Genomic DNA, 22,378 nt, shown 5'->3' with positions numbered 1-22,378 from the left:
GGATCCGTGGACCTGTCCCTGTCGACTCGCAATGTGTCCGGCCCTGGTGGCGACCGTACGGTCGTCGAGGTCGGTGGCGAGATTGATGTGTATACCGCGCCCAAGCTGCGCGAGCAGCTGGTCGAGTTGGTGAACGACGGCAACTACCACCTGGTTGTCGACATGGAGGGCGTGGACTTCCTCGATTCCACTGGCCTCGGCGTGCTCGTGGGCGGCCTGAAGCGCGTGCGCGCGCACGAGGGCTCTCTGCGCCTGGTCTGCAACCAGGAGCGCATTCTCAAGATCTTCCGGATCACAGGTCTGACCAAGGTGTTCCCGATCCACACCACGGTCGAGGAAGCTGTCGCGGCCACTGACTGAGGTCGGCCGGAGACTGCCGGAAGAAGGCAGGGGCACCGGGCATCCAGCCCGGGCCCCTGAGATGCACGCCCGTACGTCCGAGGGGGATTGCATGGCCATCGTTGAACTCCGCTTCAGTGCTCAGCCTGAGCATGTCAGGACCGCCCGTCTGGTGGCCGCTGCCGTGGCTCGCCGGGCCGGGGTCGACGAGGCCGTGCTGGACGAGGTCCGGCTCGCGGTCGGCGAGGCGTGCAGCCGTGCCGTCGGGCTGCACCGCAGCCATGGCATCACCGCCCCCGTCCAGGTCGCGCTGTCCGAGGAGGAGAAGACCTTCTCCATCGAGGTCAGGGACGAGGTCCCGGTTGCGGGCGCCGAGGGATCCACCGTGGTCCACGGCGTGCGCAACGGCACGGACGAGGACGCGGACTCCGAGGGTGAGGACGAGATGGGCCTCGCGGTCATCAGCGGCCTCGTCGATGACGTGGAGGTCAGTTCCAGCGAGGAGGGGGGCGTGATCCGGATGAGTTGGCCGACGACCCCCGTCACCGCGCTGCCCTGACTCCGGATGATCGACAACGGGCGCATACCACCGGCCCTTTGATCGTCTTTATTGGATACGGCCCTGCTGAGCAGGGCCTTTTCCCTTTTCTCTAGATCATTTAATGCGCGTCAATGACTTTGCCCCATTACTTCTTTCGGGGGCAGTTTCGGAAGCCGATCATTTGCTGAGTAGCAAGCGAAGGTCAATTTCATTTGCCGCGCCCTGTTTTGATCAGGTTCCGCTCCCTACAATCCGTCCACATCTTGAGCTCTGAGCGTCAAGGAGGACGAATGGCGGGGCGCGTCAATCCAGAACTGTCCGATCAACCCACTTCTCTCGCAGCCGCAGTACTGACCGACGACAACAGGCTGATCGTGATCGTCATCGCCGCAGTCGCGGTGGCGGCCTTGATCGTCGCCCAGCTGCTGGTGCGCCAGGTGCTGGCCGCCGGCGAGGGCACCGATTCCATGAAGAAGATCGCGGCAGCCGTGCAGGAAGGCGCGAATGCCTATCTGGCACGACAGTTGCGCACCCTTGGTGTCTTCGCCGTCGTGGTGTTCTTCCTGCTGATGCTTCTTCCGGCGGACGACTGGTCGCAGCGCGGCGGTCGATCGGTGTTCTTCCTGGTGGGTGCGCTGTTCTCGGCGGCCACCGGATACATCGGCATGCGTCTTGCCGTAAGAGCAAATGTGCGCGTGGCCGCTGCCGCGCGTGAGGCAACACCGGCAGAGGGCGAGCCGGAAAAGGATCTGACTGCCGTATCGCACAAGGCCATGAAGATCGCTTTCCGGACGGGAGGCGTGGTCGGCATGTTCACGGTGGGCCTCGGCCTGCTCGGTGCCTCCTGCGTGGTTCTCGTCTACGCGGCCGACGCCCCCAAGGTGCTCGAGGGCTTCGGCCTCGGCGCCGCACTGATCGCCATGTTCATGCGTGTCGGCGGCGGCATCTTCACCAAGGCCGCCGACGTCGGCGCCGACCTCGTCGGCAAGGTCGAGCAGGGAATCCCCGAGGACGACCCGCGCAACGCCGCGACGATCGCCGACAACGTGGGCGACAACGTCGGTGACTGCGCGGGCATGGCGGCCGACCTCTTCGAGTCGTACGCCGTCACGCTCGTGGCGGCGCTCATCCTCGGCAAGGCGGCATTCGGCGACGCCGGACTCGCTTTTCCGCTGATCGTCCCGGCGATCGGCGTGGTCACCGCGATGATCGGCATCTTCGCGGTCGCCCCGCGGCGCGCCGACCGCAGCGGGATGACCGCCATCAACCGCGGATTCTTCATCTCCGCGGCGATCTCGCTCGCCCTGGTGGCCGCCGCGGTCTTCATCTATCTGCCGTCCTCGTACGCCAAGTTGGATGGCGTCACCGAGGCCGCGATCCGGTCGCACGAAGGGGACCCGCGGGTTCTGGCGCTCGTGGCCGTCGCCATCGGCATTGTGCTGGCGGCCCTGATCCAGCAGTTGACGGGGTACTTCACCGAGACCACCCGCCGTCCCGTGCGGGACATCGGCAAGTCCTCGTTGACCGGACCCGCCACGGTCGTGCTGGCCGGCATCGCCATCGGCCTTGAGTCCGCCGTCTACACCGCGCTGTTGATCGGACTGAGCGTGTACGGAGCGTTCCTGCTCGGCGGTACGTCGATCATGCTCGCCCTCTTCGCGGTAGCGCTCGCGGGCACCGGCCTGCTCACCACTGTCGGCGTCATCGTCGCCATGGACACCTTCGGTCCCGTCTCCGACAACGCCCAGGGCATCGCCGAGATGTCCGGCGACGTCACGGGCGCGGGCGCGCAGGTGCTCACCGACCTCGACGCCGTCGGCAACACCACCAAAGCCATCACCAAGGGAATCGCCATCGCCACGGCAGTACTGGCCGCGGCGGCGCTCTTCGGTTCGTACCGCGACGCCATCGCGACCGCGGCCCGGGAAGTCGGCGAGAGGGTCGGCGACGGCGCCCCGATGAACCTGGTGATGGACATCTCGCAGCCCAACAACCTGGTGGGGCTGATCCTCGGCGCCGCGGTCGTCTTCCTCTTCTCGGGTCTCGCGATCAGCGCGGTGTCCCGGTCGGCGGGCGCGGTGGTCTACGAGGTGCGGCGGCAGTTCCGCGAGCACCCCGGGATCATGGACTACACCGAGAAGCCGGAGTACGGGCGCGTTGTCGACATCTGCACCAAGGACGCGCTGCGGGAGCTGGCCACACCAGGTCTGCTCGCCGTACTGACCCCGATCGCGGTCGGTTTCTCGCTCGGTGTCGGAGCCCTGGGCTCCTTCCTCGCGGGCGCGATCGGCACCGGCACCCTGATGGCCGTCTTCCTCGCCAATTCCGGTGGCGCGTGGGACAACGCCAAGAAGCTGGTCGAGGACGGCCACCACGGCGGCAAGGGCAGTGAGGCCCATGCCGCGACCGTCATTGGCGACACCGTCGGCGACCCGTTCAAGGACACCGCGGGCCCGGCAATCAACCCGCTGCTGAAGGTGATGAACCTGGTGGCGCTGCTGATCGCGCCCGCGGTCGTCCAGTTCAGCTATGGGGACGACGCCAGTGCCGGGATGCGTGCGCTGGTGGCGGTGCTCGCCATTCTCGTCATCGTCGCCGCCGTGTACGTCTCCAAGAGGCGCGGCATCGCTGTGGGTGACGAAGACGACCTCGCGGAGCGGAGCGCGAAGTCGCCCGATCCAGCGGTCGTTTCGTAACACCTGCTCAAGAGGCGGGCGGGCGGCGCGTATTGGCGTGCTGTCCGCCCGTTTGCATTGCTGTCGTGAGCCTTGTCTCCCTTGGTGCAATTAGTCACAAGAAACCATCAATCGGATGTATGGCACGCGGCTGTCGCCCACTTGGCGTGTATGTTCCGGGGCCGAGAGCCTTGGAAGGGACCAATCCGGTGAACAAGAAGCTTGCGGCCGCGCTGTCCGGTGGTGCGGTACTGGTACTGGCACTGTCCGGCTGCACCAGCGGCAACGGTGACAGCAAGGTGAATGCCTGGGCCAAGAAGGTATGCGACCAGGCACAGCCGCAGATCCAGAAGAGAGCCAACGCCCAGCAGACCATCATCTCGACCGCGGCGGACGGCAAGCCGGCCGACATCCAGGCCGCCGACTCGAAGGCCTTCCAGGACATCGCCGACGCGGACAAGGCGCTCGCCACCGCTGTGCAGAGTGCCGGCACGCCGCCGGTCGACAACGGCGAGAAGCTGCAGCAGGACGCGGTCAAGGAGCTCAACGACACCGCCACGGCCTATCTCGGTCTGAAGAAGCAGATCGACACTCTCGACGCCAAGGACCAGCAGAAGTTCGCGGACGGCCTGCAGGGTGTCGCCGACGGTCTGAAGAAGATCGAGATAATGGACCAGGACGCGCTGAAGAAACTGCAGTCCGGCACGCTCGGAAAGGCGATGGCGAAGGAGCCCGGCTGCCAGGCGGCGAAGACGTCGAGCCCCGCCGCCGGCGGGGCAGGATCGGCCTCGTCCGCACCGGCGACGTCGTCCGGATCGGCGTCCACGAAGGAGTCGACCGCCCCGTAGGCGGCGTTTGTCAGTGGTGGCCGCCACAATGGGCGGGTGAGTACGCGCAGCCTTGTCCCAGGCCTTCCCTCGCCCGACCGCTCGCCCCGGCTGCGCGAGGCACTCCTCGCCGCCGCCTTCACCGCCGACGGGCTGCTCGACCTGCTCGGCGCACCCGCGTACGCCGCTCTCGCCCGTAGCGAGACCGTGCCCGCCCTGCGCGCCACCCGCGGGGATGGCGTCCTGGACACCCTCGTACGGCTGTTCCTGCTCCAGCGCCCCGTCGCGTACGAGCGGGCACGGGCCGCGCTGCCGATCGAGGAGTGCCTGGCCGACGGCTGGCTGGTGCGGGACGGCGACGCCGTACGGGCCACGGTGGACGTACGGCCGTACGGCGGTCCGGAGGGGCAGGACTGGTTCATCGTCTCCGACCTCGGGTGCGCGGTCGGCGGCGCCGGCGGTGCGAGCGGCCAGGGCGAGGGAGTCGTCCTCGGCGTCGGCGGGGCGTCCACCACCCTCGCCGGGATCACCGTCCGTACACCGGTGTCCTCCGCGCTCGACCTGGGCACCGGCTCCGGCCTCCAGGCGCTGCACGCCACGCAGCACGCGACCCGCGTCACGGCCACCGATCTGAACCCGCGCGCCCTGCACTTCGGGCGGCTCACGCTCGCGCTCTCCGGCGCGCCGGAGGCCGATCTGCGCGAGGGCTCGCTCTTCGAGCCGGTCGGGAAGGACACGTACGACCTGATCGTGTCGAACCCGCCGTTCGTCATCTCACCCGGTTCCCGCCTGACCTACCGGGACGGCGGGATGGGCGGGGACGATCTGTGCCGCTCGCTCGTTCAGCAGGCGGGGGACAGGCTGAACGACGGGGGTTACGCCCAGTTCCTCGCCAACTGGCAGCACGTAGAGGGGGAGGAGTGGCAGGAGCGGCTGCGCTCCTGGGTGCCGCGCGGCTGTGACGCCTGGATCGTGCAGCGCGAGGTGCAGGACGTGACGCAGTACGCCGAGTTGTGGCTGCGCGACAGCGGCGACCACCAGAGCGACCCGGCCGAGTACGCGGCTCTGTACGACGCGTGGCTGGACGAGTTCGAGGCGCGCAAGACCAAGGCCGTCGGCTTCGGCTGGATCACGCTCAGGAAGTCCGGTTCCGATCGCCCGTCCATCGTCGCCGAAGAGTGGCCGCACCCGGTCGAGCAGCCGCTGGGGGAGAGCGTGCGGGCGCATTTCGCGCGGCAGGACTATCTGCGTACGCACGACGACGCGGCGCTGCTCGCCGACCACTTCACGCTGACGGCGGAGGTCGTCCAGGAGCAGGTCGGGCTGCCGGGCGCGGAGGACCCCGAGCATGTGGTGCTCCGTCAGAACCGCGGAATGCGCCGGGCCACCAAGGTCGACACGGTCGGCGCGGGCTTCGCCGGCGTGTGCGACGGGACGCTGAGCGCCGGGCGGATCCTGGACGCGATCGCCCAGTTGCTCCACGAGGACCCGGTCATGCTGCGCGACCGCACGCCGCAGGCGCTCCGGCTGCTGGTGGAAGAGGGCTTCCTGGAACCGGTCCGCTCATGAGGTGAAACCGGCCAACGTCCACAAGGAGAAGGGAGCGGCCGCCTCCGCCAAACCCTCGGCAGGCCCCCGCTCCGACCGGCACTGCGCGGTGCCGGCCGGCACCGCGACCGGGCGGGTGAACCCACGCGGCGTTCACCCTGAATTCGCACCCGTGACGCCCGGAGGTGTCAGCCTCGGCATCCGGGACAGCCTTGGCGTCAGGGAAAGGCCGGGTACGGACATGGAGAGCGGGCCAGCGATCTTCGCCGGGACGGCGTTCACGCTGTTCGGGGCCGGGCTTCTGCTGTGGACGGGAGCGCGTCTGTGGCACCGGGCACCTGTCGCACACGGAGTGAGTCCCGCCACGGCCGCCGCGCTCGCGACATTCTTCGGCGCCGCGTTCCTCGCCCTCGGCGTGTGGTGCTTCGGCCGCGCCTGATCCACCTCTGACCCGCGCTCTGATCTGGGTCTGGTCCGCGGTCCGATCTGGGGCCGGAGCCCTGTCGTGCCGGTCTTGTGCCGGTCCGGGCGGCAGGAATGGCCGGACTCGGGTTACCGTTCGAGTGGCCGTTGCGGGCTTTTGCCGTTTGACACGGGGGCGGGTTGTACCGTCACACTCCGCAGCGACAGCAGTGACACAGCAGTGCGTACGCAGTGCCGTACTGATGTATCTGCCCACCGAGCGTCGACCGGAGAGAGAAGAGCGAAGTTGTCCCCGACCAGCGAGACCGCACAGGGCGGCCGCCGACTCGTGATCGTCGAGTCGCCTGCCAAGGCGAAGACGATCAAGGGCTACCTCGGCCCCGGCTATGTCGTCGAGGCGAGTGTCGGGCACATCCGCGACCTCCCGAACGGCGCCGCCGAGGTGCCCGAGAAGTACACCGGTGAGGTGCGCCGCCTCGGTGTCGATGTCGAGCACGACTTCCAGCCGATCTACGTCGTCAACGCCGACAAGAAGGCCCAGGTCAGGAAGCTCAAGGAGCAGCTCGCCGAATCAGACGAGCTCTACCTCGCCACCGATGAGGACCGCGAGGGCGAGGCCATCGCCTGGCATCTCCTTGAGGTCCTCAAGCCCAAGGTCCCCGTCCACCGGATGGTCTTCCACGAGATCACCAAGGAAGCGATCCGCGACGCCGTCGCCAACCCGCGCGAGCTGAACCAGCGCATGGTCGACGCCCAGGAAACCCGCCGTATCCTCGACCGCCTCTATGGCTACGAGGTCTCGCCGGTCCTGTGGAAGAAGGTCATGCCGCGGCTCTCCGCCGGCCGTGTGCAGTCCGTCGCCACCCGCCTCGTCGTCGAGCGTGAGCGCGAGCGCATCGCCTTCCGCTCCGCCGAGTACTGGGACCTGACCGGCACGTTCTCCACCGGCCGAGCCGGGGACGCCTCGGACCCCTCCACCCTCACGGCCCGCCTGAACACCGTCGACGGGCAGCGCGTCGCCCAGGGCCGCGATTTCGGTTCGGACGGGCAGCTCAAGTCCGGCCAGGTCCTCCACCTGGACGAGACGAACGCCCGCGCGCTGGCCGCCGCGCTCCAGGACGCCTCGTTCGCCGTCCGCGCGGTCGAGTCGAAGCCGTACCGTCGCTCTCCGTACGCACCTTTCCGTACGACGACGCTGCAGCAGGAGGCATCCCGCAAGCTGGGCTTCGGGGCCAAAGCCACCATGCAGGTCGCGCAGAAGCTGTACGAGAACGGCTTCATCACCTATATGCGTACGGACTCCACCACGCTCTCCGACACTGCCGTCACGGCGGCCCGGGCGCAGGTCACGCAGCTGTACGGCGCCAACTACCTGCCGGACAAGCCGCGTGTGTACGCCGGGAAGGTCAAGAACGCGCAGGAGGCGCACGAGGCGATTCGTCCTTCGGGCGATCGTTTCCGCACTCCGGCCGAGACGGGTCTGACCGGCGACCAGTTCAAGCTCTACGAGCTGATCTGGAAGCGGACTGTGGCCTCCCAGATGAAGGACGCGGTCGGTAACAGCGTCACCGTCAGGATCGGCGGCCGCGCTTCGGACGGCCGTGACGCCGAGTTCACCGCGTCCGGCAAGACGATCACATTCCACGGCTTCATGAAGGCCTACGTGGAAGGCGCCGACGACCCGAACGCCGAGCTCGACGACCGCGAGCGCCGTCTGCCGCAGGTCGCCGAGGGCGACCGGCTTGCCGCCGAGGAGATCTCGGTGGACGGCCATGCGACCAAGCCGCCGGCCCGCTACACCGAGGCCTCGCTGGTCAAGGAGCTGGAAGAGCGCGAGATCGGCCGCCCGTCGACGTACGCATCGATCATCGGCACCATCCTCGACCGCGGCTATGTCTTCAAGAAGGGGACGGCGCTCGTCCCGTCGTTCCTGAGCTTCGCCGTGGTCAATCTGCTGGAGAAGCACTTCGGCCGGCTTGTCGACTACGACTTCACCGCCAGGATGGAGGACGACCTCGACCGCATCGCGCGGGGCGAGGCGCAGGCCGTGCCGTGGCTGAGGCGCTTCTACTTCGGCGAGGGCGACGACACCGGGGCCGCGTCCGGCGCGGGCAACGGCGACGGCGACCACCTCGGCGGTCTGAAGGAACTGGTGACCGACCTCGGCGCGATCGACGCCCGGGAGATCTCCAGCTTCCCGGTCGGCGAGGGCATCGTGCTGCGCGTCGGCCGTTACGGCCCGTACATCGAGCGCGGTGAGAAGGACGCGGAGGGCCACCAGCGCGCCGACGTCCCTGAGGATCTTGCTCCGGACGAGCTCACCGTGGAGTACGCGGAGGAGTTGCTGGCCAAGCCGAGCGGCGACTTCGAGCTGGGCACGGACCCGGTCAGCGGGCACCAGGTCATCGCGCGGGACGGCCGATACGGCCCGTATGTGACAGAGGTGCTGCCCGAGGGCACCCCGAAGACCGGTAAGAACGCGGTCAAGCCGCGGACGGCCTCGCTCTTCAAGTCGATGTCGCTGGACACCGTCACGCTCGAGGACGCGCTGAAGCTGATGTCCCTGCCGCGGGTCGTCGGCGTGGATGCGGACGGCGTGGAGATCACGGCTCAGAACGGCAGGTACGGCCCGTACCTGAAGAAGGGCACGGACTCGCGCTCGCTGGAGAGCGAGGACCAGCTCTTCAACATCACGCTGGACGAGGCCCTGGCGATCTACGCGCAGCCGAAGCAGCGCGGGCGGGCGGCCGCCAAGCCGCCGCTGAAGGAGCTGGGCACGGACCCGGTGAGCGAGCGCCCGGTGGTGGTCAAGGACGGCCGATTCGGTCCGTACGTCACCGACGGCGAGACCAACGCGACGCTGCGCACCGGCGACAGCGTCGAGGACGTCACGCCGGAGCGCGGCTACGAGCTGCTTGCCGAGAAGCGCGCCAAGGGGCCCGCCAAGAAGACGGCGAAGAAGGCTCCGGCCAAGAAGGCTCCGGCCAAGAAAGCTCCGGCGAAGAAGACGGTGGCGAAGAAGACGGTGGCGAAGAAGACCGCCGCGAAGAAGACGGTGGCGAAGAGGACCGCCGCGAAGAAGACGGTTGCTGCGAAGAAGACGGCGGCGTCGGCAGACGAGTAAGTACGTGTGGCGAGCAAGTACGTGTTAACGGGCGCTTTGTGCGAGGGAGCTTTCTCATCCTCCGTACAAAGCGCCCGTATGTTCGGGCAGGCCTCCGGGGAGCGGGGCGCTCCGGATAGGCTGGGCGGATGACGCGAGCCGAGCAGCCAGCCGAGCAGCAGGCGGTCGTGAGTACCGTCTCAGAGACTGCCTCAGACTCCGACGCATCCGACGCACTTGCCGCGGACTCGCGTGAGCGAGCGGTGCGCGCCCTGTTGCGCTTCCCTCCGCTGAGGCGGTTGTGGAGCGCCCAGGTCATAGGCGGTGTCGGGGACGCCGTCGCCGTTCTTGTGCTTCTGCTGCTGACGCTCCAGGCGGCGGTCGCCGCGGGCTCGTTCGGGTCCGGTTACCGCGGGGCGGCCTTCGCTGTCGCCGCCGTGTTCGGCGCGCGGGTCCTCGCAACGCTGTTGTTCGGGGCCGTACTCCTCGGCCCGCTGACGACCCTCACCTCACCCAAGGGGCCGCTCGACCGGCGCTGGACCATGATCGGCGCGGACGGGCTGCGTCTCGCGCTTCTCGTGATCGCGCCGCTGTGGATCGACTGGACCCCCGACAACGCGCCCGCGATCCTGCTGATCACTGTCTTCGTCACGGGAGTCGCCGAGCGTTTCTGGACGATCGCCCGCGACGGCGCGGCGCCCGCGCTGCTGCCCGCCCCGCCGCTGGAGGGCGCTGCGGTGCGCCCGCTGCCGGACCACATCGACGCGTTGCGCCGGCTCTGGCTGCGTACGGGCTTCGCCGTGATCCCCGTCGGGGCCGCGGTCCTGCTGGTGGCCACGCTGATCGGCAATCTGCTCGGCTCGGGCATCGAGTGGTTCTCGCTGCACCAGGCGGCCCTCGGTTCGTATGTCGCGGCCGGTCTCTTCGCCGCGTCCGTGTCGACCCTGTACTTCCTCGAGCTGCCGGGCTCGCTGACGCCGCGGCCGCGTTCGCCGCTCGAAGGACTGCGCCGCCCGTCCACCGGCAACGGCCTGGACAAGGGGCGTACGGGTGCCATTCCGTTGTTCGTGCTCGCCTGCGTCGCGGTCGCGGGCGCGATCGCTTCCGCCGTCGCCGTTTCCGTACTGCACGCCTTTGACCTGGGCGGCGGTCCCGCCGCCTTCGCGCTGCTCGTGCTCGCGCTGACCGCCGGCACGGGGCTTGGCGTCCGCGGGGCCGCGTCCGTACTGCCCACACTCTCCCGCCGCCGGCTGCTCTCCCTCGCGGTCGCGGTCACCGGAGTCGCGCTGCTCGCCATGGGCCTGGTGCCGGACACCGCGAGCGTGGTGTTCATCGCGCTGCTCGCGGGCCTCGCGGCAGGTGTCGCCGCGAGCACCGGGCATGCGCTCATCGACCAGGAGGCGGAAGACTTCCGGCGCGCCCGGATCACCGAACACCTCCAGGCGGTCGTCCGGGTCGCCATCGGTCTCGGCGCGCTGGCGGCCCCGCTGCTGTCCGCCGCGATCGGGCCGCACCGGCTGGCGAGTGGTGACTTCGTCTTCGCGCACGGCGGCGCGGCGTTCACGCTGATGCTGGCCGGCGCTCTGCTGCTGCCCGTGGCGGCGATCGTGCTCGCGAAGACCGACGACCGGTCGGGTGTGCCGCTGCGCCGCGATCTGGGCGACGCGCTGCGCCGCGGGTCCGACCCCGCACAGGCGCAGGCCGCCACCGGGTTCTTCATCGCCGTAGAGGGCGGTGACGGGGCCGGGAAGTCCACGCAGGTCGAGACGCTCGCGGAGTGGATCCGGGCGAAGGGCCACGAAGTCGTGGTCACGCGCGAGCCGGGTGCCACGCCACTTGGGAAGCGGCTGCGGTCGATCCTGCTCGACGTATCGTCGGAGGGGCTGTCGAACCGTGCGGAGGCGCTGTTGTACGCCGCCGACCGCGCCGAGCACGTCAGTTCGGTCGTACGGCCCGCGCTGGAGCGCGGCGCGATCGTCATCTCCGACCGCTACATCGACTCTTCGGTCGCCTACCAGGGCGCGGGCCGCGACCTGTCGCCGACGGAGATCGCCCGTATCTCTCGGTGGGCCACGGACGGACTCGTACCGCATCTGACGGTGCTGCTGGACGTCTCGCCGGAGACCGCGCGGGAACGGTTCACGGAGGCGCCGGACCGGCTGGAGTCGGAGCCGGCGGAGTTCCACCAGCGGGTGCGGGCCGGGTTCCTGACGCTGGCCGCGGCCGATCCGGGCCGGTACCTGGTGGTGGACGCGGGCCAGGAGCCGGGGTCGGTCGCCACTGTCGTACGGCACCGGCTCGACCAGTTGCTGCCGCTCTCCGACGCAGAGGTGAAGGCTCAGGCGGAGGCGCGCAAGGCGGCTGAGGAGGAGGCCCGGCGCAGGGCCGAGGAAGAAGCCGCGCGCAAGGCGGAGGAAGAGCGGATCGAGCGCGAGCGGCAGGAACAGCTCGCGAAGCTCCGCGCCGAGGAGGAGGAGCGCAAGCGCCACGAGCTGGAGGAGGCGCGGCAGCGCGAGGCCGAGCGGCAGGCGGAGGAGGCCCGGCAGCGGGCGGAAGAGGCGCGGCGTCGGGTCGAGGAGGAACGCCGCCGGCGCGAGGCGGAGGAGAAAGCACGCCAGGCGGAAGAGGAACGGCGTCGCCAGCAGGCCGCGGAGGAGGCCCGGCTGCGGGCAGAGGCGGAGGAACGGCGTCTCGAGAAGCAGCGGAAGGCAGAGGAGGCACTGCTGAGGGCGGAGGAGGCGCGGCGGTTGGCGGAGGCGGCTGCTGCGGCTTCAGCATCGGCTTCGGCGAATGACGCCACAGTGCCGACGCCGGTGGTCAGGCCCGACGAGGTGACGCAGGAGGTCCCGTCGCCGGTGATGCCGCCGGCGCATGCGGCGGATGAGACGGCGGTGCTTCCGAAGGTCCCGGCGGACGCGGAGGAGACGGCGGTGCTTCCGCCGGTACGGGAGGACGCACGGGACGCGGACCCCTCCGACAGGGTTCCGCCGGGGTTCTTCCGCGACGAGGCGCCGAGCGCGGACGCGGGCGCGAACGACCGCACCCGCGAACTCCCCCAGGTCGACCCGGACTCGGGCCGCCGTCGCCGCCGCTCGGACTGGGCGGAGGAGACGCCACTGGACGACCTTCCGACCCTGGCAGACGAACTGCTGGGCCCGCACGACGAGGACGACAACGGCGGCGGCCGGGGCAGGCGCTGACGGTCCGCTGACCGTCCGCGCCCGGCTGCCGGGGCGCCGGTCGCGGCCGCGGTCGCGAAGTCGGCACTGGCGCGGTCCGGGCCTCGTCTCGGGCTGCGAAGCGAACGCTCGGGGTTGTGCCTGTCGCTGGCGCCGCGAAGCGAACGCTCGGAGGTGTGGGCGCCTCTCGCGCCGCGAAGCGAGCGCTGTCGGGGGGCCGGGCCTCGGAGCGTGCGTGCGGCTTGCGCCGCGACGCCGGCGCACTTGTGGGGGTGTGGGGGCGTCAGCCCCCCGACCTCCTTTCCCCCGCAGGGGGCCTGGGGGTCTTGCCCCCAGTTTCGGGAAGGGGCGGGGTGGGGGAAAGCTCCCCGCCACGGCCCTGCTGTCAGACCCCTCCCCCACAATGGGAGACCCCAGCACGAAAGGCGGGTGACGGCACATGGCCGTATGGGACGACGTCGTCGGCCAAGAGCGAGTCCAGGCGCAGCTTTCCGCCGCCGCGCGGGACGCCGACCTCCGCGTCACTGCCGAAGCCCGCGGTGAGCAGCCGCCCGACGCGTCCAAAATGACCCACGCCTGGCTGTTCACCGGCCCCCCCGGCTCCGGGCGGTCCACCGCCGCACGGGCCTTCGCCGCCGCGTTGCAGTGCGTCAGCCCCGACCGGGCCCTCGGCGGGGAGCCCGGCTGCGGGTTCTGCGACGGCTGTCATACCGCCCTCGTCGGTACGCACGCCGACGTCGACGTGATCCGTACGGACCTCCTGTCCATCGGCGTCAAGGAGACCCGCGAGCTCGTCCGCCGAGCCCAGCTCTCCCCAGCCGGCCGCCGCTGGCAGGTGATCATCCTGGAGGACGCCGACCGCCTCACCGAGGGCGCGGGCAATGTTCTGCTGAAGGCCGTCGAGGAGCCCGCTCCCCGCACCGTGTGGCTGCTCTGCGCGCCGTCCCTGGAGGACGTGCTGCCCACGATCCGTTCCCGTTGCCGCCACCTCACCCTCCGTACGCCACCTGTCGCCGCCGTCGCCGACGTACTGATCAAGCGTGACGGCATCGAGCCCGATGTCGCCGCGGCCGCCGCCCGCGCCACCCAGGGGCACATCGGCCGGGCCCGCCGCCTGGCCACCGACGAGCGGGCCCGCGCCCGCCGGGCCACCGTGCTCAAGCTGCCGCTGCGCGTCGAGGACATCGGCGGCTGCCTCAAGGCCGCCCAGGAGCTGGTCGACGCCGCGGCCGAGGACGCCAAGCAGGTCGCCGAGGAGATCGACGTCAAGGAGACCGAGAACCTCAAGGCGGCTCTCGGCGCGGGGGCCGGCGGGCGGATGCCGCGGGGGACCGCCGGGGCGATGAAGGAGCTGGAGGACAGGCAGAAGCGCCGCAAGACGCGTTCGCAGCGGGACAGCCTGGACCTGGCGCTCACCGATCTGACCGGCTTCTACCGCGATGTGCTCGCTCTCCAGATGGGCTCCGAGGTCGCGCTCGCCAACGACGACGTACGGGACGCACTCGACCGGATCGCCCGTGCATCGACCCCCGAGGGCACCCTGCGCCGCATAGAGGCAGTGGTCGCCTGCCGCCAGGCACTGGACAGCAATGTGGCGCCGCTGCTGGCAGTCGAGGCGATGGCGGTGGCACTGCGCGCGGGGTGACGGGCGGGGCGGCGGCCGCCCCGCCCCTGGCGGGGGCGACGTGGCCGAACGCCGGGCCGGGCGGCAGGCGGCCGGCTTGCCGCGCGGTCTGAGTGGCCGCCGGGCTGACCCGGCGCGTCGGCTCATCCGCACGTGTCGCGCACGCCGCCCGGCCCGTTGATCGGCTCACTCGTGCGTGTCGCGGACACAGCCGGCGGCCCCTGGACCGGCTCGCCCGTACGTGTGCCGCACGGCATCACCGCTCAGCGCGCATTACGCTCCGGGGATGGACACCAGGCGCCTGTTCCGAACCTCCACCCTCGCGCTGGCCACGGCCGGTCTGCTGATCTCCGGCTGTACGGACGGGAGTTCGGCGCCGAGCGCCTCCGCGACCGCCTCCGCCGTGGGCGACAGCGGGTCCACTCCTGACGCCGCGCTCAAGCCGTACTACGCGCAGCAATTGAAGTGGAGGGCCTGCGGCGTTCCCGGATTCGATTGCGCCACCATGAAGGCACCGCTGGACTACGCCAAGCCCGGCGGGGAGTCCATCAACCTGGCCGTCGCCCGCAAGAAGGCCACTGGCCCCGGCAAGCGACTCGGCTCGCTGCTCGTCAACCCCGGCGGCCCGGGCGGCTCGGCCGTCGGCTACCTCCAGGGGTACGCGGGCGTCGGCTACCCCGGCCCCGTCCGCGCCCAGTACGACATGGTCGCCGTCGACCCGCGCGGCGTCGCCCGCAGCGAGCCCGTCGAATGCCTCAGCGGCAAGGAGATGGACGCGTACACGCAGGTCGACGTGACTCCCGACGACGCCGCCGAGACGACCCGGCTCACCACGTCGCTGAAGGATTTCGCGGAGGGCTGCAAGAGGCGTTCCGGCGAGGTCCTGCCCCATGTCTCCACCGTTGAGGCGGCCCGTGACATGGACATCCTGCGCGCGGTGCTGGGCGACGAGAAGCTGAGTTACGTCGGGGCTTCGTACGGCACTTTCCTCGGCGCTACATACGCCGAGCTCTTCCCCGACCGCGTCGGACGCCTCGTCCTCGACGGTGCGATGGACCCGTCGCTGCCCTCCCGCCAGATGAACCGCGACCAGACCGCCGGCTTCGAGACCGCGTTCCAGTCCTTCGCCGCGGAATGCGTCAAGCAGGCGGACTGCCCGCTTGGCACCACGTCCGCCGCCGAGGCCTCCAACCGCCTCAAGGCCTTCTTCTCCGCGCTCGACACCCAGCCCGTCCCGACCGGCGGGAGCCGCAAGCTGGGCGAGTCGCTGGCCACCACCGGAGTGATCGCCGCGATGTACGACGAATCCGCCTGGCCCCAGCTCCGCGAGGCCCTCGCGAGCGCCATGGCCGGCGACGGCGCGCCTCTCCTCTCGCTGGCCGACAGCTACTACGAGCGCGACGGCGACGGCTCCTACGCGAACCTGATGTACGCCAACGCCGCCGTGAACTGCCTCGACCTGCCGCCCGCCTTCACCACCCCAGCAGCCGTGCAGTCCGCGCTCCCCGAGTTCGAGAAGGCGTCCCCGGTCTTCGGCAGGGGCTTCGCCTGGGCCTCCCTGAACTGTGGGTACTGGCCCACCCCCGCCACCGGCGCGCCGCATCGGATCGACGCGAAGGGCGCCGCCCCGATCGTGGTCGTCGGCACCACCCGCGATCCGGCCACCCCCTACAAGTGGGCGCAGGGGCTGGCCGAGCAGCTCTCCTCCGGGACCCTGCTGACGTACGAAGGCGACGGCCACACGGCGTACGGGCGCGGCAGCGACTGCATCGACACGGCGATCAACACCTACCTGCTGGAAGGCACGGCTCCGCCGGAGAACAAGCGCTGCCGCTGAGCGCAGGCCCGCATGCCGGTGGTGGGCGGCCGACCGTGGCCTTGAAGCCGCGCGGCGTCCACCACCCGGCCCTCCGCGGTCTTGGCCAGCACTGCCGAGACCGTCACGGACGCGGCCGTGGTGATGGCCAGACCGTCGCCGAGACCGAGCGTGACGAGGACGACGGCGACATCGCCGTGCGTGGTGGCTCGGGCGACAGCGCGATCGCCGGGAACCCGGCCGCGAGGATCGCAAGGTCGGAGAGTACGAGGCTGCCCTTGGCGACATGCTTGATGCACCAGGCCCGCCCGTGCCCGGCGTCCTTGAACTCGGGCCGTAGCCACGCCCCGGTGGCGCGCAAGTCGCCGGGGCGGGTGCCCTGGACCTGGTTCGGGGCACCCGAAACAACCCTGTAGACTTGCGCCGCTGCTGGTGCGAACGTGTCCTCGCGAGGACGGGTGTATATCCGCAGCTTGCCGCCTTAGCTCAGTTGGCCAGAGCAACGCACTCGTAATGCGTAGGTCTCGGGTTCGAATCCCGAAGGCGGCTCCACGGTGAGCCCCAGGTCAGGCCTCTGACCTGGGGTTTCCTGTTTCCCGTAACCTTGAAATCTGCGCGAATCGGGCACTCGTGACCTACGCATCGCAATGCGCAGGTCTGCGGTCCACTGGCGGTGCTCGTCTCTTGTTCGCACCGCCTTGACCTGGGAGTTTGCTGCTGTCTGCGCCGTTGCCTGGTTTTTCGAACCGTGGGTTGGTGGCCACGCGGTGGCCAATCGTGCAGCGCCGGTGCAACTGGTTCGATTGTGGCCTGCGCGGTTGGAGCTGACCGAGCCTATGCCGTCTGTCCGGTTGCACAGTCGCAGCCTGGGACGGTCCGCCCCCCCCGGCGGCTCAGCCGGCCGCCGGTTCGTCAGCTAGGTAGGGCCGTGCGCGCTATTTGACGTGCATCGCCGTGAGATGGGGAGTGCAGGCCACGTGCAGGTAGCGAGGGGCGCCCGCCGCTCGCGCGCAGGTCTCGTCCGCGTGGGCCACCGGAGCGGAGGCGATCAACTCCCGGACCCGGGGCAGGAAGTCCTGCTCCAGCAGGCGGGCGGCCTTCCCACGCAGGGCAGCGACCCAGCCGGCGGACACCACCGACCCGAGCAGCGCCGCCAGCACCGAGGCGGCCCGGCGGACAGGAAGGTGGTGCGCGCACACCAGCCACGCTGCCCGCGCCATCAGTATCGGCCCGTACTGCACCCGCCCGTGCGCCCACGCTGGGACATCACCCACCGTGGTGGTGCCGCAGCCGGTACAGGTCCGCGACACGATCCGGTACTCGGTCACCCTCGGACGTGGCGGCGGAGGCGGGACGTCGAAGACCTGGTGACGGCGCTCGTCGAAGACTGGGCACCTGCCAGGGAGTCACCGCACCCGCAACATGTCTCCGGGTCCTGGACGAAGGTCTCGTGTCCGGGTCCTCGACCCGCTTGAGCGTGGTGCCGGCGGTTCCATCCTGCTTGCCGGGACCGCGCCCCGAACGCATCCGCGAGGATTGCTTCGGCGCGGGCTTGGCAAACGGAGCGTCCGAGGACGGCGGCTTGGAGGAGTTCGACGAGTCCTTGCCCAGCTGCCGCTCCGGCTCCGCAACCCGGGCAACCAGCCCCGCGACCTGCACCGCCTGCTGCTCGACCAACGCAGTCAACGCCGCGATCGTGGCGTCCTTCGCCGACAGCAGAAGCAGCAACTCCTCGCGTGTCGGCTCACCCCTGGACTCCACGCCACAGAGCTTATCGATCAAGAACCGGCCAGGTTCAACGGACCATCACCCCTGCTGGACAGCTACCTAAAACAGTTACATATGGACTGCGTCGGCGCATTCCTGGCGGAGAATTCAAGCCAAATAGAGCCCGAGCCGCGCAACCACAGCCACCGGCAGGCAAACGGAAGGTTGCCCCTGTCTCAACAACACTGATACTTTTCCGCTTCGGGACGGCATTCCCGAAGCGCACGGGGGGGAGATTTAGTGTTTCATCCATCCTCATCTCGTGCTTTCACAAGAAAAGGGTGGGAAAAATGAAGCGCCGTACGCGTATATCGATGGTTACCGGCACCGCGGCCGTGCTGACTCTTGCACTCGCTCCCATCGCCGAGGCCAACTGGAGCAGCTCGATCACTGGCGCCAGCGTGGGCTTCGAGTCCCGACGCTGGTCGGACGAGCTGTACTCGCAGGTCTTGTTCACCGGCTGCACCACTGACGGCTCGAAGAGCACTGACGTGCAGATCTGGAACGACATCAGCCTCCAGCCCGACGAGGCTTACGACAACAAGACGTTCACCGCTTGTTTTAACGGGGGTACCAGCAACGGCGAGTGGACCGATCTGCCGTCCGGCATGCGCAACTACTACTTCCAGATCATGAAGATCGGTGGCTCCACCTTCGGCCCGCAATTGAGCGTCAGCTCGGTGTCGGTGGACACCACCCAGGCTGACGGCTGACATTCCAAGCCTGAGGGGTGCCCCTCCGGGGCATCCCTCTCCGGCCGCCAAGTGGCTCGGTGAGACTCAATGAAATTCAGCACCACCCTGCGCAGCGGTAGCGTTCGATGGGCCGCCCCAGTCGTCCTCCTATTGACATTTCTTTATTATTTGACAGGAGAAACGGCCCCCCTCGCAGATTATTACCATTATGCGCCGAGCATTGTCGCAGAGCCACTGAAAACTCTTTATGCACTGGCTTACGCGGTGGCGGCGGCACTCGCCTGCTGGGAAAGCGGACGCCTGAAAAGTGCACGGATATGGGCGCTGGCCCCGGCCCGTTCGCGCTACCGAATCGCGGCCAATGCCCTGGCCCCGGTGATCGTGCTCTCCTGGCTCGTTCTGCTGATTCCGCCGACGATCTCACTCGTGCGGTCGGCGACGATGCCGAGCCTCGACAGCCTGCGACTGCCACTTGCCGCGATGGTGCTGTGCGTCGCGCACGCCGTCCTCGGATTCTCCGTCGGCTGCTGGGTCCCCCGCGTCATCGCGACGCCGATCCTGGCCGTGGCCGACTGGGTCACCGTTGCCTTCACCAGGGCGGTGCTGCCCTACTGGCCCCGCCACATCTCCGGGCAGTTCGGCACCATCGGTTTCGGAGAGGTGCCCAGCCTCGTCACGGCCGCGGTGCCCGTGCTGCTGGCCGGCGGCATGGCCGCCGGGCTGATGATCCTTTGGCTACCCTATGGGTGGCGCGCGCTGCGGGTCGCGGTCGCGGCCGTGGTCGCCGTGGGCGGCGTCCTCGGGGCCTACCGCACGGCCGTCGACTGGTCGGCCACTCCGCCCCTGACCGCCGGGCATGTGGCAATGAAGTGCGCGGGCAGCGCACCGCGCATGTGTGTACCGGAGTTCAACGCACGCTATCTGCCGCAGGTCCAGCGCGACACCGCGAAGGCACTGCGCGTGCTGCGGGATGCCGGGGCGACCTCGGCGCAGCCCCGTCTGATCACCGACAGCTATGCCGACGGGCGTCGGCAGGGACCCTCCACGGACACGGTGTGGCGTATGGTGCTCACCCGGCCGGTGCAGAGCGGTGACGCGGTGTACCAGGTTGTGGTGCGGGCCTTGCATTTCCGCTGTGAGCAGGTCGATGCCCCTACCGCCCACTCGGCGTGGCTGTGGGGGGCTGTGAAGACCGGGCAGGAAAAGGCGTACCAGAAGCGCCGGGAGCAGGAGGGCCTGGACCCCGTGGCCCAGGAGCTGGAGAAGCAGGTACGGGCCGACGTCACCCGTGTGCTGGCCGAGCCGCAGGCCGTACAGGCCGAGTGGATCAGGCGGACGCTCGACACATGTGAGGCGAAGACGTCGTGACGTGGTGGTTCAAGGCTCGCCGGGGACACACGTTGCTGCCGCTCGCCCTGCTCGTCTTCGTCGCCGGACTGTACGCGGTGCAGGGCACCACGGTGCTGTTGCCGTCCCTCACCGGCAGCCCGCGGGTCGCACTCTCCCTGTTCGTCCCCGTCCCGCTGCTCGCCTTGCTGATGGCGGTCCTCGAATCGCGGCTTCCCGCGGCCGAGGCCTCCGGAGTCCGGTCCGTGACACGGCTCGACAACGCGCTCGTCACCACGGTCATGGCCGCGGCGGTGCTGAGCAGCGTTCTCATCGCCCTCACGCAGGGAACAGCGGCGGCGACGACCGTGGGGCGCAACGCAGTGTTCCTGACCGGCCTGATGCTGCTCGGACGGGCATGGGCCGGCCAAGCGGCGGTGATGATCCCCGTGGGATGGCTGGTCACCGTCGTAGTCGTCGGGTTTCGCGGGAACCTGCCGTACTCATGGACCGTCATCGCCCTCCCCGCGGACAGCCCGTTTGCGGCAGCCGCCTCACTGGTGGTGTTCGCCATCGGCCTTGCCGCCCAGATCCGCTCGTCGAGGAAAACAGCGTGACACTCGAACTCAGCCACTGCACCTACGGCTACCGGCGCTGGAAGCGGCCGGTCCTGCAGAACTTCTCATACGCCCTCCCGGACGGCCTCACCGTCCTGCTCGGCCCCAACGGCGCCGGCAAGTCCACCCTGTTGAAGCTCGCGGCTTCGGTGACCACACCGCAGAAGGGGCGCGTGGCCCTGGACGGCGCGCCGGCGGGCACCTCGGCGTACAGGCGGGCCGTGGCCTGGATGCCGCAGGACATCGTGCCCATGCCCACCCTCACGGCACGCGAGTACGTCGCCTATATCGGCTGGCTCAAGGGCATGAACCGCACCGACGCATGGCAGCAGGCACGCAAGGCCCTGCTTCGCGTGGACCTGGCCGACCAGACCGACACCCGCACGAACCGGCTCTCCGGCGGCCAGCTGCGGCGCGTCGGCGTCGCCGGGGCACTCGTGCACGGGGCACGGGTCCTGCTGCTGGACGAGCCGACCGCCGGCATGGACCCTTACCAGCGCCGGGTGTTCCGCGACGTCCTGCGCGGACTGACCGGCGACGTGCGGGTCCTGCTGTCCACGCACGACGTCGCCGACCTGGCGGAGGAAGCGGACCACGTCACCGTCATGTACGGCGGCAGGATCCTCCATCACGGCGACACCGACACGTTCCTGACCCACACCCCGCCCGGAACCCTCGCCGGACGCGCCGCCGAAGCGGCGTACACCGCCCTGCTCCGGAGCCGGGGCGTCACCGCCTGACTCGCCGGCTGCCCGGTGGCCCCAGCCGCACTCCCCCAGGACGCGTGTCGAGGTTCAGGGTCATCTGTCCAGGTAGGTACACGGTCAACGTGTACAGGTGGCCGTACGCCACAGCGGAGGGGCCGCCCGATAGCCAGCCCTCTCTTACGGGTTGGTGGCCGTAGTCCAGAGTGGCCGCGCAGCGGCCATCGCGTCAGCGACGCCCAAAGGGCGCTCCTGACGGCGGTCACCAACCCGCACCATCAGCAGTCGGGCGGCCCCGGCCCGCCCCGAGCGGCAGTAACGAACTCGTCCCCGACCCCGACTTGGCCCGCCGCCTGTGGGAACTCTCGGCACGCCTGACCGGCCTGCCGGCCACTGTCCACAACTGAACGCCACGCAAAGACTGACCAACTGCGGTGGGGTCGCCCGCTCCCGTGCCGACGCCGTCAATCTTCATCGTCGAGATCCACGGTGTCAGGATTGCGCAGGGGGCGCAGTGCCCCTCCGGCTGCGATGCGCTGAAGGAGTAGCGTCCCAGGACGTCCAGGTGCTTGGCCGCTGTCTCCATCCGTCGCGCTGACCAGGCACACCGCGCACCCGTCAAAGGGAGCTTGCCGTGACCCTGGACTCAGCAGCGGCAAGTCCAAACACTTTGGTTGATTGAAGGAGACCCCTCGTGACCGGTTCCGCTCCGACCTCCGACCTCGCCGGCTGGCGCAAGGCCCCCGTTCACGGGGGCCGGGCTCACCCACGACGTGTACGAGAAGGGCGCCGTGGCCCGGGGCCGTACTCGTCCCGGGAATCCCCGGAATGACGCCCGAGGTCCTGGGTCTCGCTGACCACATCGTGAAGCAGGGCTTCACCGTGGCGATCCGTCCCGAGGGCCACGGACCGCAGTTGCCGCTGCTCACGACAGAGCGCCGCCCACGCCGCAGGCGGCCGTCATGGGGAGGGGTGCTCGGCTATCCGGCGCAGTCGTTCCAGCAGGGCGCGGTGTCCACCGCAGGTGCCGCGAATCTGCTCCGCCGCCGGTGGCACTACCGCATCGCGTATCGCGCGGCCTTGAGGGGTGAGGACGAGGTGCCGCACTCGTTTGTCCCAGCCGTCAGGCAACCGTGTCACCAGTCCGCGGTCCACGAGACGGTCCACCAGGCGTGTCAGACCGCTCGGCGAGAG

At 69.6% G+C, this 22,378-nt stretch carries 18 protein-coding genes and 1 tRNA gene; 15 read left to right on the top strand and 4 right to left on the bottom strand.

Annotation, left to right across the window (positions count from 1 at the left end):
• The first annotated feature begins 6 nt into the window (after positions 1-6).
• The 10 genes from ACWDO5_RS24280 (at position 7) to ACWDO5_RS24235 (ending at position 16,096) form a co-directional block, all read left to right on the top strand.
• Positions 7-360 carry an STAS domain-containing protein gene (locus ACWDO5_RS24280; RefSeq protein ID WP_215097290.1) on the top strand — a complete coding sequence of 118 codons (354 nt, stop codon included), beginning with the start codon at positions 7-9 and terminating at the stop codon, positions 358-360.
• Positions 361-451: 91 nt separating this feature from the next.
• The gene (locus ACWDO5_RS24275) at positions 452-898 is read left to right on the top strand and encodes an ATP-binding protein (protein WP_450532449.1); all 447 of its coding nucleotides are present in this window, start codon (positions 452-454) and stop codon (positions 896-898) included.
• A gap of 272 nt (positions 899-1,170) precedes the next feature.
• Positions 1,171-3,576, top strand: a complete 2,406-nt coding sequence (locus ACWDO5_RS24270) for a sodium-translocating pyrophosphatase (protein WP_450532448.1) — start codon at positions 1,171-1,173, stop codon at positions 3,574-3,576.
• A 188-nt stretch (positions 3,577-3,764) separates the two neighbouring features.
• Positions 3,765-4,403 (top strand): small secreted protein, encoded by a 639-nt coding sequence (locus ACWDO5_RS24265; protein WP_450532447.1) that lies wholly within the window; start codon positions 3,765-3,767, stop codon positions 4,401-4,403.
• Between the two features lie 36 nt (positions 4,404-4,439).
• Positions 4,440-5,951, top strand: a complete 1,512-nt coding sequence (locus ACWDO5_RS24260; RefSeq protein WP_450532446.1) for a DUF7059 domain-containing protein — start codon at positions 4,440-4,442, stop codon at positions 5,949-5,951.
• Between the two features lie 220 nt (positions 5,952-6,171).
• The gene (locus ACWDO5_RS24255) at positions 6,172-6,369 is read left to right on the top strand and encodes a hypothetical protein (protein ID WP_450532466.1); all 198 of its coding nucleotides are present in this window, start codon (positions 6,172-6,174) and stop codon (positions 6,367-6,369) included.
• Positions 6,370-6,639: 270 nt separating this feature from the next.
• Positions 6,640-9,477: a type I DNA topoisomerase gene (topA, locus tag ACWDO5_RS24250; protein WP_450532445.1), complete on the top strand. Its 2,838-nt coding sequence runs from the start codon at positions 6,640-6,642 to the stop codon at positions 9,475-9,477.
• 128 nt (positions 9,478-9,605) lie between these two features.
• Positions 9,606-12,656, top strand: coding sequence for a dTMP kinase (gene tmk / locus ACWDO5_RS24245; protein ID WP_450532443.1), 3,051 nt, complete (start codon positions 9,606-9,608; stop codon positions 12,654-12,656).
• 418 nt (positions 12,657-13,074) lie between these two features.
• The gene (locus tag ACWDO5_RS24240) at positions 13,075-14,280 is read left to right on the top strand and encodes a DNA polymerase III subunit delta' (protein WP_450532442.1); all 1,206 of its coding nucleotides are present in this window, start codon (positions 13,075-13,077) and stop codon (positions 14,278-14,280) included.
• Positions 14,281-14,545: 265 nt separating this feature from the next.
• Positions 14,546-16,096 carry an alpha/beta hydrolase gene (locus ACWDO5_RS24235; RefSeq protein WP_450532441.1) on the top strand — a complete coding sequence of 517 codons (1,551 nt, stop codon included), beginning with the start codon at positions 14,546-14,548 and terminating at the stop codon, positions 16,094-16,096.
• A 103-nt stretch (positions 16,097-16,199) separates the two neighbouring features.
• Here the strand turns inward: ACWDO5_RS24235 and ACWDO5_RS24230 are convergent, their stop codons facing one another.
• Complete coding sequence (locus tag ACWDO5_RS24230) at positions 16,200-16,436, bottom strand: hypothetical protein (protein ID WP_450532440.1); 237 nt, start codon at positions 16,434-16,436, stop codon at positions 16,200-16,202.
• A 114-nt stretch (positions 16,437-16,550) separates the two neighbouring features.
• Here ACWDO5_RS24230 and ACWDO5_RS24225 point away from each other — a divergent pair.
• A tRNA-Thr gene (locus ACWDO5_RS24225) sits at positions 16,551-16,627 on the top strand.
• A 383-nt stretch (positions 16,628-17,010) separates the two neighbouring features.
• On the opposite strand, the gene ACWDO5_RS24220 is transcribed toward ACWDO5_RS24225, so the two are convergent.
• Together ACWDO5_RS24220 and ACWDO5_RS24215 are read right to left on the bottom strand one after the other, a co-directional pair.
• Positions 17,011-17,316: an IS66 family transposase gene (locus ACWDO5_RS24220; RefSeq protein ID WP_450532465.1), complete on the bottom strand. Its 306-nt coding sequence runs from the start codon at positions 17,314-17,316 to the stop codon at positions 17,011-17,013.
• 25 nt (positions 17,317-17,341) lie between these two features.
• A complete protein-coding gene (locus ACWDO5_RS24215) occupies positions 17,342-17,836 on the bottom strand; it encodes a DUF6444 domain-containing protein (RefSeq protein WP_450532439.1) in 495 nt (164 codons plus the stop codon).
• Between the two features lie 296 nt (positions 17,837-18,132).
• On the opposite strand from ACWDO5_RS24215, the gene ACWDO5_RS24210 reads away from it, so the two are divergent.
• The 4 genes from ACWDO5_RS24210 (at position 18,133) to ACWDO5_RS24195 (ending at position 21,220) form a co-directional block, all read left to right on the top strand.
• Positions 18,133-18,555, top strand: coding sequence for a hypothetical protein (locus tag ACWDO5_RS24210; RefSeq protein WP_450532438.1), 423 nt, complete (start codon positions 18,133-18,135; stop codon positions 18,553-18,555).
• A 357-nt stretch (positions 18,556-18,912) separates the two neighbouring features.
• Entirely contained in the window at positions 18,913-19,905 is a 993-nt protein-coding gene (locus ACWDO5_RS24205; protein WP_450532437.1) for a hypothetical protein, read from the top strand.
• A complete protein-coding gene (locus ACWDO5_RS24200) occupies positions 19,902-20,480 on the top strand; it encodes a hypothetical protein (protein ID WP_450532436.1) in 579 nt (192 codons plus the stop codon). Before ACWDO5_RS24205 ends, ACWDO5_RS24200 begins: the two co-directional genes overlap by 4 nt.
• Positions 20,477-21,220: an ATP-binding cassette domain-containing protein gene (locus ACWDO5_RS24195; RefSeq protein WP_450532435.1), complete on the top strand. Its 744-nt coding sequence runs from the start codon at positions 20,477-20,479 to the stop codon at positions 21,218-21,220. The genes ACWDO5_RS24200 and ACWDO5_RS24195 overlap by 4 nt, the downstream gene beginning before the upstream one ends.
• Before the next feature lie 924 nt (positions 21,221-22,144).
• Here the strand turns inward: ACWDO5_RS24195 and ACWDO5_RS24190 are convergent.
• The gene (locus ACWDO5_RS24190) at positions 22,145-22,339 is read right to left on the bottom strand and encodes a hypothetical protein (protein WP_450532464.1); all 195 of its coding nucleotides are present in this window, start codon (positions 22,337-22,339) and stop codon (positions 22,145-22,147) included.
• Positions 22,340-22,378 lie beyond the last annotated feature (39 nt).

The sequence above is a fragment of the Streptomyces sp. NPDC000880 genome, from assembly GCF_053599675.1.
Note: the sequence above shows the minus strand (reverse complement) of the source record. Positions and strands in the feature narration are given on the sequence as shown.